The 18519-nt window shown below is 40.3% G+C and carries 13 protein-coding genes; 1 reads left to right on the forward strand and 12 read right to left on the reverse strand.

The genetic code is table 11. The annotated features are described in order from the left end of the window. Window positions 1–9: 9 nt before the first annotated feature. A complete protein-coding gene (locus QM956_RS02275) occupies window positions 10–1269 on the reverse strand; it encodes a UDP-N-acetylglucosamine 1-carboxyvinyltransferase (RefSeq protein ID WP_060628257.1) in 1260 nt (419 codons plus the stop codon). Between the two features lie 269 nt (window positions 1270–1538). Next, window positions 1539–2843 (reverse strand): surface-displayed alpha-enolase, encoded by a 1305-nt coding sequence (eno, locus tag QM956_RS02280; protein ID WP_000022821.1) that lies wholly within the window; start codon window positions 2841–2843, stop codon window positions 1539–1541. A 163-nt stretch (window positions 2844–3006) separates the two neighbouring features. Here eno and QM956_RS02285 point away from each other — a divergent pair, with 163 nt between their 5' ends. Next, window positions 3007–3453, forward strand: a complete 447-nt coding sequence (locus tag QM956_RS02285; protein ID WP_265480429.1) for a DUF1694 domain-containing protein — start codon at window positions 3007–3009, stop codon at window positions 3451–3453. Here QM956_RS02285 and QM956_RS02290 read toward each other — a convergent pair. From QM956_RS02290 to QM956_RS02335, 10 genes are all read right to left on the reverse strand, one after another. Then, complete coding sequence (locus QM956_RS02290; protein ID WP_414302165.1) at window positions 3450–4565, reverse strand: glycerate kinase; 1116 nt, start codon at window positions 4563–4565, stop codon at window positions 3450–3452. The two genes, QM956_RS02285 and QM956_RS02290, sit on opposite strands and share 4 nt — an antisense overlap. Before the next feature lie 8 nt (window positions 4566–4573). Continuing rightward, complete coding sequence (gene serB, locus QM956_RS02295) at window positions 4574–5218, reverse strand: phosphoserine phosphatase SerB (RefSeq protein ID WP_414302166.1); 645 nt, start codon at window positions 5216–5218, stop codon at window positions 4574–4576. A gap of 81 nt (window positions 5219–5299) precedes the next feature. After that, a complete protein-coding gene (gene glgA, locus QM956_RS02300; RefSeq protein WP_033677205.1) occupies window positions 5300–6733 on the reverse strand; it encodes a glycogen synthase GlgA in 1434 nt (477 codons plus the stop codon). Beyond that, window positions 6730–7869 carry a glucose-1-phosphate adenylyltransferase subunit GlgD gene (gene glgD / locus QM956_RS02305; protein WP_265480432.1) on the reverse strand — a complete coding sequence of 380 codons (1140 nt, stop codon included), beginning with the start codon at window positions 7867–7869 and terminating at the stop codon, window positions 6730–6732. Before glgD ends, glgA begins: the two co-directional genes overlap by 4 nt. Beyond that, window positions 7859–9001, reverse strand: coding sequence for a glucose-1-phosphate adenylyltransferase (locus tag QM956_RS02310; RefSeq protein ID WP_049491443.1), 1143 nt, complete (start codon window positions 8999–9001; stop codon window positions 7859–7861). The genes glgD and QM956_RS02310 overlap by 11 nt, the downstream gene beginning before the upstream one ends. After that, entirely contained in the window at window positions 8991–10919 is a 1929-nt protein-coding gene (glgB, locus tag QM956_RS02315) for a 1,4-alpha-glucan branching protein GlgB (RefSeq protein ID WP_049544246.1), read from the reverse strand. Before glgB ends, QM956_RS02310 begins: the two co-directional genes overlap by 11 nt. 273 nt (window positions 10920–11192) lie before the next feature. Next, window positions 11193–12617 carry an NADP-dependent glyceraldehyde-3-phosphate dehydrogenase gene (locus QM956_RS02320; protein ID WP_000199367.1) on the reverse strand — a complete coding sequence of 475 codons (1425 nt, stop codon included), beginning with the start codon at window positions 12615–12617 and terminating at the stop codon, window positions 11193–11195. A 194-nt stretch (window positions 12618–12811) separates the two neighbouring features. After that, window positions 12812–15097 carry a type I pullulanase gene (gene pulA / locus QM956_RS02325; protein ID WP_414302167.1) on the reverse strand — a complete coding sequence of 762 codons (2286 nt, stop codon included), beginning with the start codon at window positions 15095–15097 and terminating at the stop codon, window positions 12812–12814. Window positions 15098–15250: 153 nt separating this feature from the next. Further along, window positions 15251–17209, reverse strand: coding sequence for an NAD-dependent DNA ligase LigA (ligA, locus tag QM956_RS02330; RefSeq protein ID WP_414302168.1), 1959 nt, complete (start codon window positions 17207–17209; stop codon window positions 15251–15253). Between the two features lie 92 nt (window positions 17210–17301). After that, window positions 17302–18480, reverse strand: coding sequence for an MFS transporter (locus QM956_RS02335; RefSeq protein WP_414302169.1), 1179 nt, complete (start codon window positions 18478–18480; stop codon window positions 17302–17304). Window positions 18481–18519 lie beyond the last annotated feature (39 nt).

The raw sequence follows: 18519 nt of genomic DNA on the forward strand, positions 1-18519 counted from the left end.
CTCTACGGTTTATTCTTCAACAAGTGTAATATCCGCTCCTAGATTACGTAATTTTTCAATAATATCTGAATATCCACGTAAAATGAACTCAATGTTTGTAATTTCAGTTTTGCCTTCAGCCATTAAACCAGCAATGACAAGTGCGGCCCCAGCTCTCAGGTCAGTTGCTTTTACATTTGCACCACGTAAACTACGTCCTCCGGTATATAAAATGTAGTTGTTTGTAGTCGTAATATCTGCATCCATCTTTGCTAGTTCAAAAACATGGTTTACTCGTTTTTCATAAATGGTATCAATAATGGTACCACGCCCCTCTGCTGTTAACAAGAGAGGAGTAATTGGTTGTTGCAAGTCAGTAGCAAAACCAGGATAAGGAGCTGTCTTAATATTGATTGCTTTCAAATTAGACTGTTCTTCGACAAAAATACTGTCTTCAGATACAGTCATTCTCACTCCCATTTCTTCCAACTTAGCGATGAACCCTTCTAAGTGTTCATAAAGAACATTATTAATACGAATTCCCTTACCAACTGCAGCAGCTAAGGAAATGTATGTTCCCGCTTCAATACGGTCTGGAATCACCTGATGACGGGTTCCGTGTAATCTTTCAACACCATCAATAATGATAATATTAGTTCCTGCCCCACGGATATGGGCACCCATATTATTCAAGAGAGTTGCAACATCAATAATCTCAGGCTCACGGGCTGCATTTTCAATAATAGTACGCCCATTTGCTTTAACCGCAGCAATCATCGTATTAATCGTCGCACCGACACTAACCGTATCCATGTAAATACTTGCACCATGAAGTCCCACATATTTAGCAGATAACTTCATGTTATCTCCCTCGTAGCTAACAGTAGCTCCCATTGCTTCAAAAGCCTTAAGGTGTAAGTCAATAGGACGTGGTCCCAAATCGCATCCTCCAGGTAAACCAACTGTAGCTTCACCAAAGCGACCTAAAAGACTTCCATAAAAATAATAAGATGCACGAAGACTATTGATTTTCCCATAAGGCATTGGAATATTTTGAACACCTCGTGGATCAATCTCTAACACATCGTCATAACGCTTAACGGTAGCACCCATTAACTCCATGATTTCGACAAGACTAGCAACATCGGAAATATCTGGAACACAATCCAAAGTCACCACATCATCAGCCAAAATAATAGCTGGAATTAAGGCCACAACGCTATTTTTAGCACCGCTAATAGTGATTTCACCTTGCAAGGGCAATCCACCATTGATAACAATTTTTCTCATTCTAAATTTTTTATGCTCTTTCAAAATTTCTAAAAAGGTCCTACATTAAAGTATATCATAAATCCACCCTTTTTTCCATCATTTTCAATTATATTAGCAGAATCGTATTTTTTGGTAAATGAACTGTCTTGAAATGTTTTGCCCCTTTTTTGTCCCCTAAATACAAAAATAGCCCTTCGGAAAAAATCCGAGGGGCTAGAAACGTTGTTAAATCAACGGCCGAACTTTTGAATTTCAAGGTTCGGGATAAAATAGTTCACTGAACTATTTTATTTTTTAAGGTTGTAGAATGATTTCAATCCACGGTATTCAGCTACTTCACCAAGTTGATCTTCGATGCGAAGCAATTGGTTGTATTTAGCGATACGGTCTGTACGTGAAAGTGAACCAGTCTTGATTTGGCCTGCGTTAGTTGCAACTGCGATGTCAGCGATTGTTGAATCTTCAGTTTCACCTGAACGGTGTGATACAACGGCAGTGTAACCAGCTTCTTTCGCCATTTCGATAGCGTCGAATGTTTCAGTAAGAGTACCGATCTGGTTAACTTTGATAAGAATTGAGTTAGCAGCACCTTCTGCAATACCTTTTTCAAGGTAAGAAGTGTTTGTTACGAAGAAGTCGTCACCAACCAATTGAACTTTACCACCAAGACGTTCAGTAAGAGCTTTCCAACCGTCCCAGTCATTTTCATCCATACCATCTTCGATAGTGATGATTGGGTATTTGTTTACCAATTCTTCAAGGTAGTCGATTTGTTCTGCAGCAGTACGTACAGCTGCTCCTTCACCTTCAAATTTAGTGTAGTCGTAAACTTTACGTTCTTTATCGTAGAATTCTGATGAAGCACAGTCAAATCCGATAAATACGTCTTTACCAGGAACATATCCAGCAGCTTCGATCGCAGCAAGGATAGTTTCAACTCCGTCTTCAGTTCCTTCAAAACGAGGAGCAAATCCACCTTCGTCACCTACGGCTGTTTCCAAACCACGAGATTTAAGGATTTTCTTAAGAGCATGGAAGATTTCAGCACCCCAACGAAGAGCTTCTTTGAATGATGGCGCACCAGCAGGTACGATCATGAATTCTTGGAAAGCGATTGGAGCGTCAGAGTGAGAACCACCGTTGATGATGTTCATCATTGGAGTTGGAAGAACTTTAGTGTTGAATCCACCAAGGTAGCTGTAAAGTGGGATTTCAAGGTAGTCAGCAGCAGCACGAGCTACAGCGATAGACACACCAAGGATTGCGTTTGCACCCAATTTACCTTTGTTAGGAGTACCGTCAAGAGCGATCATAGCACGGTCGATAGCTTGTTGATCACGTACATCGTAGCCAATGATAGCTTCAGCAATGATGTTGTTTACGTTGTCAACAGCTTTTTGTGTACCAAGACCACCGTAACGAGATTTGTCACCGTCGCGAAGTTCAACTGCTTCGTGTTCACCAGTAGAAGCTCCTGATGGAACCATACCACGTCCGAAAGCACCTGATTCAGTGTAAACTTCTACTTCAAGTGTTGGGTTACCGCGTGAGTCTAGGACTTCGCGAGCGTAAACATCAGTAATAATTGACATTTTTTACTCTCCTTATGAGTTAAATTTTTTACACCTCTATAATACCTTAAAACCCCTCCTTTTTCAAGAAAAAACGTTATCTTTGTGCAAATTTTCCTTAACTTTATAAAGTAATCGCTTTCTTTTGTCTGTTTTATTCTAACTTTTATGATATACTGTTTTCATGACAGATTTATCAAAACAATTACTTGAAAAAGCTCATGGTGGAGCAAAATTAAATCCAGATGAGCAAAGACGCTATCTTGGTACCTTCGAGGAAAGAGTTCTTGGATATGCAGATATTGACACAGCAAATAGCCCTCAGTTAGAAAAAGGCTTTTTATCCATTTTAGAAACCCTTCAGGAAAAAGCAAAGCCACTATTTGTGAAGATTTCACCGACTATTGAATTTGACAAGCAAGTTTTCTACTTAAAAGAAGCAAAAGAAACTGATAGTCAAGCTACAATAGTATCTGAAGAGCACGCTTCTTCTCCTTTTGGCCTGATTATTCATAGCAATGCACCAGTTCAAGTAGAAGAAAAGGACCTTCGACTTGCTTTTGCAAAACTTTGGGAAGTTAAAAAGGAAGAACCAGCCAAAACATCCTTATGGAAGAAATGGTTTGGCTAAATATTGCGCATACTTAATAAACGCCCAATATTGGCAGCCGTGTGCTCCAAATAGAAACTGGCATTTTTCAGACTATCTTCTAAAGGTTCACTTTTCTCCAAAATAGAAAAAGCCGCTTGGATATTCTCAAATGGTAAAGGTGGTAAATCGTCAGCAAGACTACCACAAATAGCAATGACAGGAACTCCGACAGGGGTTCTTTTTGCAACACCAATAGGCGCTTTACCTGATAAGCTTTGACGATCTAGCCTTCCTTCTCCTACAACAACCAAGTCAGCATGTGAAACTTTCTTATCAAAGTTGATTAGGTTCAAGCAGGTATCAATTCCCGACACGATATTTGCCTGAGCAAAGGCACACAAACCTCCAGCAATGCCTCCACCAGCTCCTGCTCCTTTTATTTCCAATATTGCAGGTGAGATTTTTTCATAAAAATCTTGTATTGCCTGATCTACGACTGCAAACATAGTAGGATGTAAACCTTTTTGTTTGCCAAAAGTGTAAGTCGCACCTTGAGGACCACATAAGGGACTCGCGACATCTGCTAAAATACGAATTTGCAAATCTTCAGGAATTTCATAGCGATTTTCTATTGAAACAGAAGCTAATTTTAGTAAGGATTGACCGCATGCAGGCAAGACATTTCCATCCTTATCATAAAATTGATAACCCAATCCAGCAGCTATCCCAATTCCTCCGTCATTACTGGCCGTGCCACCAACGCCGATATAGATTTCTGTAATCCCTTTAGCAATGAGATGACGAATCAACTCTCCAATACCACAAGTTTGGATTTGAAGTGGATGTCGTTTCTCTATTGGAATTTTTCCAAGGCCAACTAAATCAGCAACTTCAAATAGTGCCAGTCCCCCTTTTTGAAAATAGCGCATGGCTTCTTTTTGGCCAAAAGGGCCTGTCACTTGGATCCATTTTTCTTCAAGGTCAAGAGAATGTCGAATAGCATCTACAGTACCTTCTCCCCCATCACCAATAGGGCAGAGGAGACATTCTACATCTGCTATTGATTGTTGGAAGCCTCTTTTTATTGCTTCAGCTACCTGATCAGCGGTCAAGCTTTCCTTAAATGAATCTGGTGCAATTACAATCTTCATATTTTCCCTCATTCTAAAAAGCCAATCAAAGGAAGAACTTCTAAAAAATCCCTCTTGTCAACATGATATTGTATTTCTTTTTTGAGTACCTCTTTGGCACAAAAAGCAATTCCCAGTCCTGCTGACTTCAACATTAATAAGTCATTAGCCCCATCACCGATTGCAACCGTTCTATCTCTAGGAAGTTGCAGTTCCTTTCTCCATTGTTCCAGAGTCTCTTTTTTAACCTCGGGACTGATAATTTGTCCAACTAATTTTCCTGTTAGAAGACCGTCTTTGACTTCAAGTTGGTTGGCAGAAAAATAGGCAATTCCAAGAGATTTTGCTAATCTCTCAACTATTGGAGTAAATCCACCGGACACCAGACCAACTAGGATTCCATTCTTTTGGAGAATGGAAATGAATTCCTGGGCATTTGGAGATAGATGAATAGAGTTGAAGACTGTATCAAAGACCGAAACAGGAAGACCTTCCAACAAGGAAACTCTTTTTCTTAAACTGCTTTCAAAGTCTAACTCTCCTCGCATTGCCCGACTTGTAATCTGCGAAATTTCCTCCTCACGACCTGCCTCTCTACCCAAAAGATCAATCACTTCTTCTAGGATTAAGGTTCCATCAACATCCATAACACACAAACCTTTTACTTTAGACATCAGTTCTCCTCTCTAAATAGCCCAAAAAATAGCCCAAAAACAGCCCAAAAATCGTATGAAGTCATCATACGATTTTATCTATTAATTAACTAAACTATGGTACAAGTCAAGGTATGACTTGCAGGCTGTATCCCATGAGAAATCACACTCCATAGCTTGTTTTTGTAGATTTCTCCAAACATCAGGATGGTTTCTATACAAGTCCAAAGCTGTTTGGAAAGTCCAATTCAACCAGTAAGGAGATAGATTGTCAAAGCTAAAGCCAGTACCGCTTCCCTCGATTGGATTGAAAGCGCGAACGGTATCTCGCAAGCCACCAACTTCATGGACCAATGGCAAGGTTCCATAACGCATAGCCATCATTTGAGACAAACCACACGGTTCAAAACGACTTGGCATGAGGAAGAGGTCACAGGCAGCGTAGATTTCTTGAGCTAGTTTGACATCAAAAGTGATATTTGCTGATAGCTTGTCTGGGTAAATCTGAGCAAACCATGAGAAAGCTCCTTCAAAGGCTGGATCACCAGTTCCCAAAAGAACTATCTGAACATCATTTTGCAAGATATGGTGAAGACTTTCGACCACCACATCAAAACCTTTTTGACGTGTCAAACGAGAAACAATTCCCACCAGTGGAACATCAGCCCTAACGGGTAAGCCAACTCTTTCTTGCAATTTTGCCTTATTCTGGGCTTTACCAGACAAATCTTCCTGATTAAAATGATAGTCTAAAAGAGCATCCGTCTGAGGATTATAAAGATCAGCATCAATCCCATTCACGATACCAGACACCTTGCCAGACTCCATTCGAAGAATTTGATCCAAGTTACATCCGAACTGACTGGTCATAATTTCATGAGCATAACTAGGTGAAACGGTTGAAACACGATCCGCATAGAGAATACCTGCCTTCATCCAGTTCAGACAGTTGTTCCATCGAAGGGTGCCATCAGCATAACGCTCAAAGCCAACTCCAAACAAATCCCATAACATTCCTTCTGAAAATTGTCCTTGGAATTCCAAATTATGAATGGTTAAAACAGTTTTTATTCCTTGATAGGCTTGAATCCAACGGTATTTTTCCTTCAACAAGAAAGGAATCATAGCTGTATGGTAGTCATGAACATGGAGAAGATCAGGAATAAAGTCAATCCTTTCCATAGCCTCAATGGCAGCTAGTTGGAAGAAAGCAAAGCGTTCACCGTCATCAAAATCACCGTAAACATGACCACGGAAAAAATAATATTGGTTGTCAATAAAGTAGAAGGTTACACCATTTAAGACTGTTTTCTTAATCCCACAGTACTGTCTGCGCCAACCAACACTCACCTCAAAATGAAGCACATCTTCAATCTGATTTCCAAATTTAGCCTCTACCATATCATAGTAGGGGAGAATTACTGCAACTTCATGTCCCGCTTTTACCAGTGATTTGGGAAGAGCACCAATGACGTCTCCCAAACCACCTGTTTTTGAAAAGGGTGCACCCTCAGCTGCTACAAATAAAATTTTCATGAATGAATATCCTCTGTTACTTTAGCACCTTTCTTAACGACGACTGGATGTTCTGCAGTTCCACGGATCACAACTCCATCCGCAACTTCAACACCCTTGTCCAAGATAGCATATTCTACCTGAGCACCTTCTCCAATAACAACACGAGGGAATAAGATGCTATCTTTAACCAAGCTATCCTTATGGACATGAATATTACGTGATAAAACAGAATTAGCCACTTGACCTTCAATAATACTACCAGAGGCAAACTGAGAAGTGCTTACCTTAGATGTATTAGCATAATAAGTTGGCTCTTCGTTTTTGACCTTTGTATAAATCTTTTGATTTGGTGAGAAGAGAGAGTAGAATTTTTGTGATTCAAGCATATCTTTGTTAGCTTTGTAATAAGACTCTACAGAATGAATATTTGCTAGATAACCTGTGTACTCGTAGGCAAAAGCCCCTTCTTTTGCAGCCAAATCCCGTAAAACATAGCGCAACTTCTCTGGATGTTCTTTTTTAGCTTCTTCTTCCAAGCGTTCTATCAACCAAGGTGTATCAACGACAAAGATATCTGTAGACATGTTATAGATTTGATCTGGTAACTTGCTATCAAAGAGTTTATGAGAACGAACATGGTCTGTTTCATCCACTTCCAAGATTGCGTTTACTTCTGAAATGTCTTTCTTAGCTAGTTTTTTATAAACTACAGTGATAGACCCTTTTGTTGTACTATGTAGATGGAAAACTTGGTTCAAATCAATGTTAATCAAAACATCACAGTTGAGGGCAACTGTTTGGTTTGAGCCAGAACGTTTCAAGTAAGTAAGAAGTTGTTGGTAGTATTCTTTTCCAACTGTACTACTTTCCACACGAGTATTGTAAATACCTAGATAATAGTGGCTAAGAAGAGTTGACAAGCCCCACTCACGTCCTGAACGGATATGGTCAAAGACTGAGCTAATATTATCTTGTTGGAAAATACCAAAGATACTACGGACACCTGCATTAGCAAGACTTGAGAGCGGGAAGTCGATCAAACGATATTTCCCACCAAATGGCAAACTAGCTACTGGACGGTGGTCGGTCAATGTTGACATATCATGAAAACCAACTGTGTTTCCTAAAATGGCAGAATATTTATCAATCTTCATCTGTTGCTACCCCCACTACTTCATCATATCCTACAACCTGTACTTCTTCTGTTCCATCAATTTCGACACCATCAGAAATAACTGCACCTTCACCAATAATGGCACGTTTAATTTTAGCTCCCTGACCAACAATTGCACCACTCATGATAACTGAATCTACTACTTCTGCCCCTTCGCGAACTTGCGCACCTGTTGAGAGGATAGAATGTTTAACAGTTCCATCTACGAAACAGCCATCAACAACCAAGGAATCTTCCACGTGAGCATTTGCCCCAAGGAAGTTTGGTGGTGAAATCAAGTTTCTTGAGTAAATCTTCCATTGACGGTTACGGCTATCCAAGGCATTTTCTGGTGAAATATATTCCATGTTAGCTTCCCAAAGTGACTCAATAGTACCAACATCTTTCCAGTAGCCATTAAACTCATATGCATAGACACTTTCACCTGACTCAAGGTAATTTGGAATGACATTCTTACCGAAGTCTGACATATCGACATTGCTCTTTTCAGCAGTAACAAGCATATTGCGCAGACGTTGCCAATCAAAAATGTAAATTCCCATAGAAGCTTTTGTAGATTTAGGTTGAGCTGGTTTTTCTTCAAATTCAACAATGCGGTTATTGGCATCTGTGTTCATAATACCAAAACGACTAGCTTCTTTAAGAGGGACGTCTAAAACCGCTACTGTCAAGCTGGCATTATTATCTTTGTGAGACTGGAGCATATCATCATAATCCATTTTGTAGATATGGTCCCCAGATAGAATCAAGACATACTCAGGATTGACACTGTCGATATAATCAATATTTTGGTAAATAGCGTGGCTAGTCCCCTCAAACCAACGATTTCCTTCACTTGCAGAATAAGGTTGAAGAATAGAGACACCAGAATTGATACCGTCTAGTCCCCAGCTTGAACCATTACCAATATGGTTGTTGAGAGCAAGTGGTTGGTACTGTGTAATGACTCCAACATTGTTGATGCCTGAGTTGGCACAGTTTGAAAGAGCAAAGTCAATGATACGGTAGCGCCCACCAAATTGCACAGCTGGTTTTGCAATGCTTTGAGTGAGTTTACCGAGACGAGTTCCTTGCCCACCAGCAAGAATCAAAGCTAACATTTCATTCTTCATTTTCTACTCCTTTTTGGTTTTTACTTGTGACGGTTTTAGTAGGTTTCAAGCGGCGTTTGATTTTCCAAACACTTGCTCCCATAGCCGGTAGGGTAAAGGTCAAGGTCTGCTCATAATCTTTCCATAGTCCTTCTTGCGTTTGCACAGTTTGATTATGTTCTTTCCAAACGCCTCCCCACTCTTCTAACTCAGTATTCCAAACTTCTTCGTAAATCCCTGCAACAGGAAGTCCGATTGTAAAATCTTTTCGTTCAACAGGTGCCATATTAAAGATACAGACTAACATATCATCCTTCTTACCCTTACGGATGAAGGAAAGAACACTCTGGTCTCTATTATCCGCATCGATGATTTCAATTCCATCATAGCTGGTATCAATTTCCCACAGACAGCGGTGGTCTTTGTAAAACTGGTTTAGCTGAGAAGTGAAATACTTCATCTTAGCATTCATTGGATCTTCTAGGTTAGACCATTCCAACTGTTCTTCAGATTTCCATTCTAGGAATTGCCCATATTCACTACCCATGAAGAGCAATTTCTTACCAGGGTGACAAATTTGGTAAGTGTAGAGATTACGCAAGCCTGCGAATTGATTATAACGATCTCCCCACATCTTGTGCATCATACTCTTCTTGCCATGAACCACTTCGTCATGTGAGAATGGTAGGAGATAATTCTCCTTGAAGACATACATAAAACTGAAAGTCACTAAATTAAAGTCATACTTACGGTAAATTGGGTCTTCTTCGTAGAATCGTAGGATATCATTCATCCAACCCATATTCCATTTGTAGTCAAAGCCAAGACCATCTGAATCCTTGGTGTCAGTAATCTGAGTAGCTGATGAACTTTCCTCAGCTATCATCATAACGTCTGGATGAGCTTGTTTAATGACATCATTCAAACGTTTTAAGAAATAATAGCCTTCGTAGTTGAGATTGCCCCCATCTTTATTAGGCGTCCATGGGGCATCATCGTAATCTAGATAGAGTATATTGCTCACTGCATCCACACGAATACCGTCCAAATGGTAAAAGTCAATCCAAAACTTAATACTAGAAATCAAGAAGGACTGGACTTCATTCTTTCCAAGGTCAAAATTGAGTGCGCCCCAACCGTAGTTATGAGCCTTATTATGGTCTTGATATTCAAAAGTCGGTGTTCCATCATAATAGGCCAAGGCATCATCATTAATAGTGAAGTGACCAGGTACCCAGTCCACAATAACCCCAATATTGTTTAAGTGACACTCCTCAACAAAATCTTGAAATTCCTCAGGGCGACCATAGGCATGCTCTAAAGCAAAGTAACCCATAAGCTGGTAACCCCAACTCAATCCAAGAGGATGAGACATCAAGGGCATAAACTCAATGTGAGTATAGTTCATCTCGACCAAGTAAGGAATGAGTTCATCTTTCAATTGAGCAAAACTAAAAGGACTACCATCAGGATTTCTCTTCCAAGAGCCAGCATGAGCTTCGTAAATATTGACGGGACGCTCTTCAAAGCTCAAGCGTTTTCTACGAGCTAACCAAAGTCCATCTTTCCATTTTTTCTCTGGAATTTCTGTTAAAATAGCCCCAGTACCAGGTCGTGCCTCATACCGTACAGCCAAAGGATCAATCTTCATAAGCTGATGACCATTTGCACGTGTGATATGATACTTATAAATTTGGCCTTCGTAAGCAAGACTGGTAAAGACTTCCCAGACTCCAAATTCGTTCCGTTCCATTGGAATTTGATTTTCAATCCAATTGGTGAAATCCCCTACCAAGTGTACAGCCTGAGCATTAGGTGCCCACACACGAAAAGTGTAGCCATACTCACCATTTTTTTCTTCCCTATGAGCTCCCAGATAGTGCTGGAGGTGAAAATTTTCACCTGTCATAAAGGTTTTTAAAGCATTATTCTTATCCATACACCCTCCTAATTCTGTAAGCGTTTTCTATAGATTTATTATACTACCTTTTTAGGGAAGATTCAAGTAAATTACGGAATTTGCAAAAAAATCTTTTGAAAGTCTTCAACAAATTCACTGATGTGTTCACTTGTAAATCAAGAAATTTTCAGAAACGCTTTGAAAACGAATTGTTTTTTAATAATACTATCACAAAGTTCGTTATTTAGCTAACAAAAAATATAATTTTAAGTAAAAAAATAAATCAGGAAACGAATCTCCTGATTTTACATTTCATTTCACATCAAAAACAATGGATTTGACATTTGTCATCGCTTCAATACTATATTTAATTCCTTGCACTCCAGCGCCAGAACCTTTGACACCAAGGAATGGGAAATTATCTGGACCACGCTGGGTTTTATTATTTATATGAACTGTACCCACTTCAAGTTTTTCAGCAATTTCAAATGCTTTTTTGAAATCATTTGTAAAGACTGAGGATTGAAGGCCGAATTCAGATTCGTTGGCAAAGGCAATGGCTTCCTCTACACTAGCCACACGGATAATTGGTAAAACAGGACCAAATGGCTCTTCCCATGCCACTTTCATATCTTTTGTAACTTGGTCAAAAAGCACTGGCCATAGAAGATTGCCTTCGCGTTTGATTGGTGTAAGAGCCTGAGCACCTTTTTCTTGTGCATCATCAATCAAGCCCCAAATAAAGTCTGCTGAAGCATTGTCGATAACTGGTGTGATATCAGCATTGTCGAATGGATCGCCAACTGTTAATTTAGTAACCTCTGCTTGAAGCAAAGCAGCTAGTGTATCTGCTACACTTTCGATAACAATAACACGTTTAATGGCTGTGCAACGTTGACCTGAATAGCTAAAGGCACCCGCAACAATTTGCTTGGCAGCATGTTCCAAATCTGCATCTTCTAGTACTAAGGCTGCATCTTTCCCACCAAGCTCCAACATGATTGGACGCATACCAGCTAAACGACCAATACGTTCTCCGATAGGAGTTGAACCTGTAAAGTTGATGAAGTTGACTTCTTTGTGTTCAATGATATAATCCCCAATTTCTGAACCACGACCCGTAATGGTATTGAAAACACCAGCCGGAATCCCTGCTTCTTCAAACGCTTTAGCCAACAAGAGCCCAGAAATAGAACCTTGTGTTGGTGGCTTAAACATGACTACATTCCCTGCAATCAAGGCAGGTGCAATTTTAGAAGCAGATAAATTAACTGGATAATTAAAGGGAGCGATAGCCAGCACGACACCAACTGGCTCGCGACGAACAACGGCCAATTTATTTTTACTTGCTGCTTCAAAACCGCCACCTTCCATTGCTTGTCCAGTGATACGGAGACCTTCCTCAGCAGCATAGCGAATCAAGTCTGCGGTACGCACCACTTCTCCAATAGCTGCTTTAATTCCCTTTGCCACTTCTTTGGCAAGTATAGTACCAATTTCTTCCTTATCACGTTCTAAAATAGCTGCTGTTTTGTGCAAATAAGCCGCACGTTCAACTGCTGATAAAGCTCGCCAAGCTGGCAGGGCTGCACGCGCAGCTTTCATAGCCTCATCTACTTCTGCCTGAGTCATAGCTGGAACAGTCCCTAATTCTTCTTGGTTTATTGGTGAATAAATCGTAATTTCTTTTTCAGCTGATTTCCATTTTCCATTTACTAAATTCTGATATCTTGTCAAATTCTCGTCCTCCTGAAAATGATTAAGATATATTTTACCAAATTTTCAGAAAATTACAACCCTTTTTGCAATTTTTTGAGATTATTTTCACAAGCTTGGTTTTTCAAACTATTTGAAACTTGATTCTAATCTTCATTGAAAACTTATAAATGATAAAAAGGATTAGACAATCTAACCCTTTTTAGTTTATGCATTTAAGAGAGTACTTTTAGCACTGCGACACTAGTATCATCAATGACATTTTCTTGTTTCGAACGACTATTGGTCACAAGCATTTCTAGATTTCCTGCATTTTCAAAGTATAAGGAAGTTCCCTTGGCATTGAATACTACCAATAGATGTTCTGGCCCCCCGTGAATCTCGTAAACAATCCATCCGCTATTTTCTGCAGCTGTGTGAACAAAGACATGACGGTAAACTTCTTCGTATGTAGGATAAGAAAAGGCGCTAGTCTGTGTTTTCAGTCGAATAATTTGACGGACAAAGTCAATGCTTTCTTGTCTTTCATTGATTAAATCCCAGTTTATCTGGTTGACACTGTCAGGAGCCTTGTAACTATTCATAGCACGTTCTCGGTCTGCCGAAGTGAGTTGTCCATGTTCACCCGTCGGAATTAATTTGGTTCGACCAAATTCTTGGCCAATTTCCATAAAGGACATTCCTTGCATGAGAAGGTTCATTGCTGTCGCCGTCTCAACCTTGCGCATAATCTGGTCTGAACTTTGATCAGGATGAAGAGTCGCCAACAAATCATGAAGATTGTAATTGTCATGGGCTTCAACATAGTTGAGAACCTGGTTTGGACTGAGATAAGAACCCAATTCTCGGCTACCAAGAATGGCCTTGGCAATGATTGGTTCAGTGGCTGCACCACTTACAAATCCTGACTTGATTGCACCATAAACTTCTCCTCCTTTGACCGCATCACGCTGATTATCATTGAAGAATCCGATATTTGGCATTTGGTAGGCATTATCCTTCTTGGCCTTATCATAAGTTGCAAGACCTGTTCCCATATCCCAGCCTTCTCCATAAGTGATAATACGGGGATCAACCTCATCTAGCGCCCAACGAATCGCTTGCATGGTTTTGACATCATGAATACCCATCAAGTCAAAACGGAAGCCGTCAATATTGTATTCCTGTACCCAGTATAGAAGAGAATCAATCATGTACTTGCGGAACATTTCGTGTTCACTGGCTGTTTCATTTCCAACACCTGTTCCATTCTGGAAGGTACCGTCTGGATTCATACGATAGTAGTAATCAGGGACAGTTGTTTGGAAAGGTGCATCAACCGTTGAAAAGGTGTGATTATAAACCACGTCCATAATGACACCAATCCCCGCATCGTGATAGGCTTGAACCATGGTCTTCAAATCACGAATGACCTGCCCTGGATCATCTGGATTACTAGAAAAACTTGGTTCTGGTGCATTGTAGTTTTGAGGGTCATAACCCCAGTTATAGGTTACATTTCCATCCTCATCGTATTCCTTATGGCGATCAAAGATAGGCTGGAGTTGAACATAGTTGCAGCCAAGTTCTTTGATATAGTCAAAGGCGGTTGCTTGTCCGAATTGGTTTACAGTTCCAGTCTGGGCAGCACCAAGGAAGGTTCCACGGAGATGCTCTGCAACTCCAGAGGTCGGAGATTTGGTTAAATCTCGGATATGCATTTCACAGATAACTGCTTTACATGGATTTTCCAAACGCCAAGGCGCTTCTGTTCCATGTTTGACCACAAATCCTTCTACTTGTCTGTCTTGATGAGAAAGAATTACGGAACGTTTGCCGTCAGGACTTGTGGCAATCGTGTAAGGATCTCTCGTCACAGTCTGGTGGTGAGGAAAGTCAATCTGATACTGATAAGCCTTGCCAGCAAGATTTTCATCTAAGTCTAGACTCCAAACACCAATGGTATTGTACTTATGACTGTATGAATAGCTATTACCACGCTCTAGATTAAAGGTTTTCCAAATCGGAGCGTCGTTGCTGGTATTTTCGTAGACAACCACCTGTACAGCAGTAGCCGTAGGAGCCCAAAGTTTAAAGCTAGTCTGATAATCTGAAAGACTGTAACCTAGTTCTCCTTGGTAGCCCCAGTGGTGATCAAAACTAGCGCTATGTATTGCTCTATCAAAAGCAAATGGATTTTGATCTTTGTAGTAAGGACTAGCAATGGCTGGGTTTTCAGAATAATAAACAGTCTCGTCGCCCTCTAAAATCCAAACTTCTGTCAGAAGCGGATAGTAGTTATAACGCACGGAATATTCCTTAACTGTCCCATCAATCTCGACAGAAAACTTCAGGTTTTCTAACTTTTCTTGACTTGTAACTGTGAAGGAGAACTTTGCTCCAAAAAAGTTATTTTCATAATACAATTTTTCAACATTGTCCGCCTGTTTTCTACTAAATGAACAGGCTGCATAATCCCCGTTTTTTCGATGAAAATGGATGACTACAGGGTAATTTAACATTTCTTTTCCTAATTTCTAATTTTAATTTAATTTTTTATGTGGTGCTGATAGATTCAGCGATTTAATTTCTGACTCAAGATAGACTCAATCCATGTCAAAACACTTCAGGAGAGATAGTTTCAGACTATCTAACACCTATCCTTCTACTATTCTTTACAAACTTTCGAGCCAAGCTTCGTCTCGAACCTCAATACCAAGTTCTTGTGCCTTTTGAAGTTTACTTCCAGCTTCTGCTCCTGCAACGACGAGGTCAGTCTTTTTAGAAACACTGCCTGTTACCTTGGCACCCAGACTTTCGAGTTTACTTTTAGCTTCTGAGCGCTTGAGCCGTTCCAATTTCCCAGTCAACACAACGGTCAAACCTGACAAGGCCGCATCTGCCACTACCGGCTGTCCCTTATAATCCAGATTGACCCCAGCTTCTTTCAATTCTCTGAGGAGAATTTCAGAACCTTCTGTCGCAAAATATGTCTGAAGACTCTTGGCAATCACGCCACCTAAACTTTCAATACTAGCCACTTCCTCTGGATCTGCCTGAGCCAGATTTTCAATTGAATGGAAATGTTGGAGCAAGAGCTGACTTGCCTTGCTTCCGACATGGCGAATTCCCAAACCAAACAAGAGCTTCTCGGCAGAATTTTCCTTAGATGCTTGGATGGCCTGATACAGTTTAGAAGCAGACTTTTCCTTGACCCCCTCTAAAAGGAGGAAATCTTCTTCTTGCAAACGGTAAATATCCGCCACATCCTTTACTAAATTAGCAGCGAAAAGCTTTTCAACAATAGATGGACCAAGTCCTGTAATATTCATGGCATCTCGAGAGGCAAAGTGAATCAAGCCTTCCATAATTTGGGCAGGACAGCGAGGATTGATACAACGCAGAGCCACTTCATCTTCAAAATGTAATAAGTCAGAATCACAACTTGGGCAGTTTGTTGGAATATCTAGTTTCTCTTCAGAAATCCGTTTGGACTCTACCACACGTAAAACAGCAGGGATGATGTCCCCGGCCTTATAGACAATGACCGTATCGTCTTTGCGGATATCTTTTTCAGCAATATAATCCACATTGTGCAGAGTCGCACGGCTAACAGTCGTACCAGCAAGCTGAACAGGTGTCAAATTTGCAGTTGGAGTTACAACACCTGTACGGCCAACTGTCCAGTCAACTGATAAAAGCTGGGCTTCTTTTTCCTCAGCAGGAAACTTGTAGGCTACAGCCCACTTTGGAGCCTTAACGGTAAAGCCAAGTTCTTCTTGACCTGCTAGGTCATTGACCTTAATCACCACCCCATCGATATCATAAGGCAGATTGTCTCGTTCTTGTCCTACTTCTTGGATAAAATTCCAAATCTCATCCATTCTTTCAGCCAGAATTCGCTTAGGATTAACTACAAAACCAAGTTGTTCAAGGTGCTTCAAAACCTTTTCTTGGCTATCACGAGTTGAAGGGCTGGCTTCTTGATAGAGGAAAGTGGCAAGATTGCGCTTGGCAACTACTGCTGTATCCAACTGTCGCAGGGTGCCTGCTGCCGCATTACGAGGATTGGCAAATTCAGGCTCTCCATTTTCTTGGCGAGCTTGGTTAACCTGGTCAAAAGAAGCGCGTGGCATGTAACATTCCCCACGAACTGTGATATCTAGTTCTTCTGGCAAGGTCAAAGGAATGTCCTTAACACGCTTAAGATTTTCTGTTATATTCTCCCCAACAGAACCGTCTCCACGTGTTGCACCAACAACTAAAATCCCCTTTTCATAAGTCAGCGAGATAGACAAACCATCGATTTTCAGCTCACAAATATAGGTCGGATGAGCCACTTCCTTACGAACACGCGCATCAAAAGCTTCAAGCTCCTCACGTGAAAAAGCATCCTGCAAACTATAAAGAGGATACTGATGACTGTATTTTTCAAAACCATCTAAAACCTTGCCACCAACACGATGGGTAGGACTGTCTGCTAGCACTTGATCTGGATAGGCAGTTTCTAACTCGACCAACTCTCGGTAAAGGCGATCATACTCACTGTCTGAAACCGAGGGATTATCGCTGGTATAGTACTCAGTCGCATAGCGATTGAGCAAGGCGACCAACTCATTCATTCTTTTATTCATAAAACTATTTTACCATAAATTAAGCCCTTCTCACAAACGAGAAGGGCGGAAAAAACGCTTAGATTAGAATTATTTTTAAAACTCAAACAGACTTATATCTCTTTTTTAAAATGAGTTCGTACATAGCCTAGAGCTAAGAAAGATAAAGCAACAACTCCTAGCCCTATAATCAAGAAAGAATAAAGATGGACACTTGGAAGCAAGGTCATCAAACCTTTTGCAATCGGCATAAAGAGAATTGCCAGTGTAAAAATGGTACTCAATACCCTACCCAGATATTCTCCATCAATCTTGGTCTGTACCTGTGTAAAGAAGTGAATATTAAAAATCGTCATAAAGAGTTCACAAATCAGGTTTCCAGAAAAGGTTAAAATATTGGGCAGTGGCAAACCCATCATGAAAACTCCTACTCCTGTTAAAATCAATAAGAACAAAAGTGTATTCATACTTGATTTAAATTTATTTGCTATCAGTGCTCCTATAATTGAGCCAATCGCACCCATGGTTAAGATAGTCGCATAAGCTCCTTCTACTCCATATAGTTTATTTGAAAAAGGAAGCAAAAACTCAAAAGCCGCAAAAAAGAAATTAACGCTGGAAGCCACTAACAGGAGAAAGAAAATCTCTTTTTGATGCCAGATATAGTGCAAGCCATCTTTGATATCCGCAAAAATATCTTTCCCAGTAAAAGATTTCTTATCTTGAACCATTGGTTCTTCTTTTGGAAGTACGGCCACTAGAACAAATGCTATGAAAAAAGTCAAAGCATCTAGTAAGAGCGTCAGATGGAGACTTGCGAATTGTAAAACCAGAAAAGAAAATACAGGAGAACTCACACTGACAACCTGCAAGACCAACTCCAAACGAGAATTGTAGAGAACCAGTTCATCCTTCTCTACCAATTCTGTAATAATGGCCTTATTTGCCGGTCTAGAAAAAGCAAAAGCAATAGCCTGCACAATATTAGCAACAATCAAAGCTCCAATCATCCAGCTGTCATTCCTTATAAAAGAAATAGCCAAACAAAGAATTCCACAAACAAGGTCTGCCGCCATTAAAATCTTACGACGAGAAAATCGGTCTGAAATAACTCCACCAAAGGGATTGATCAGAATGGATGTGACGAGCTCAGAAATCTGATACATTCCTAAAACAGTCTGTCCGATAGTCCCCATGGAAGCCAACCAGACACTATTTCCATAATCATAGAGCATATTCCCTATCTTGTTAACAGCTCCACGGCTAATCAACTGTACTGCATAGCGATTCATATAAAAACTCCTCTCAAATTTTGAAACTATTGTATCAAA

Source organism: Streptococcus mitis (genome assembly GCF_047460035.1).
GTDB classification, from domain to species: domain Bacteria; phylum Bacillota; class Bacilli; order Lactobacillales; family Streptococcaceae; genus Streptococcus; species Streptococcus mitis_DW.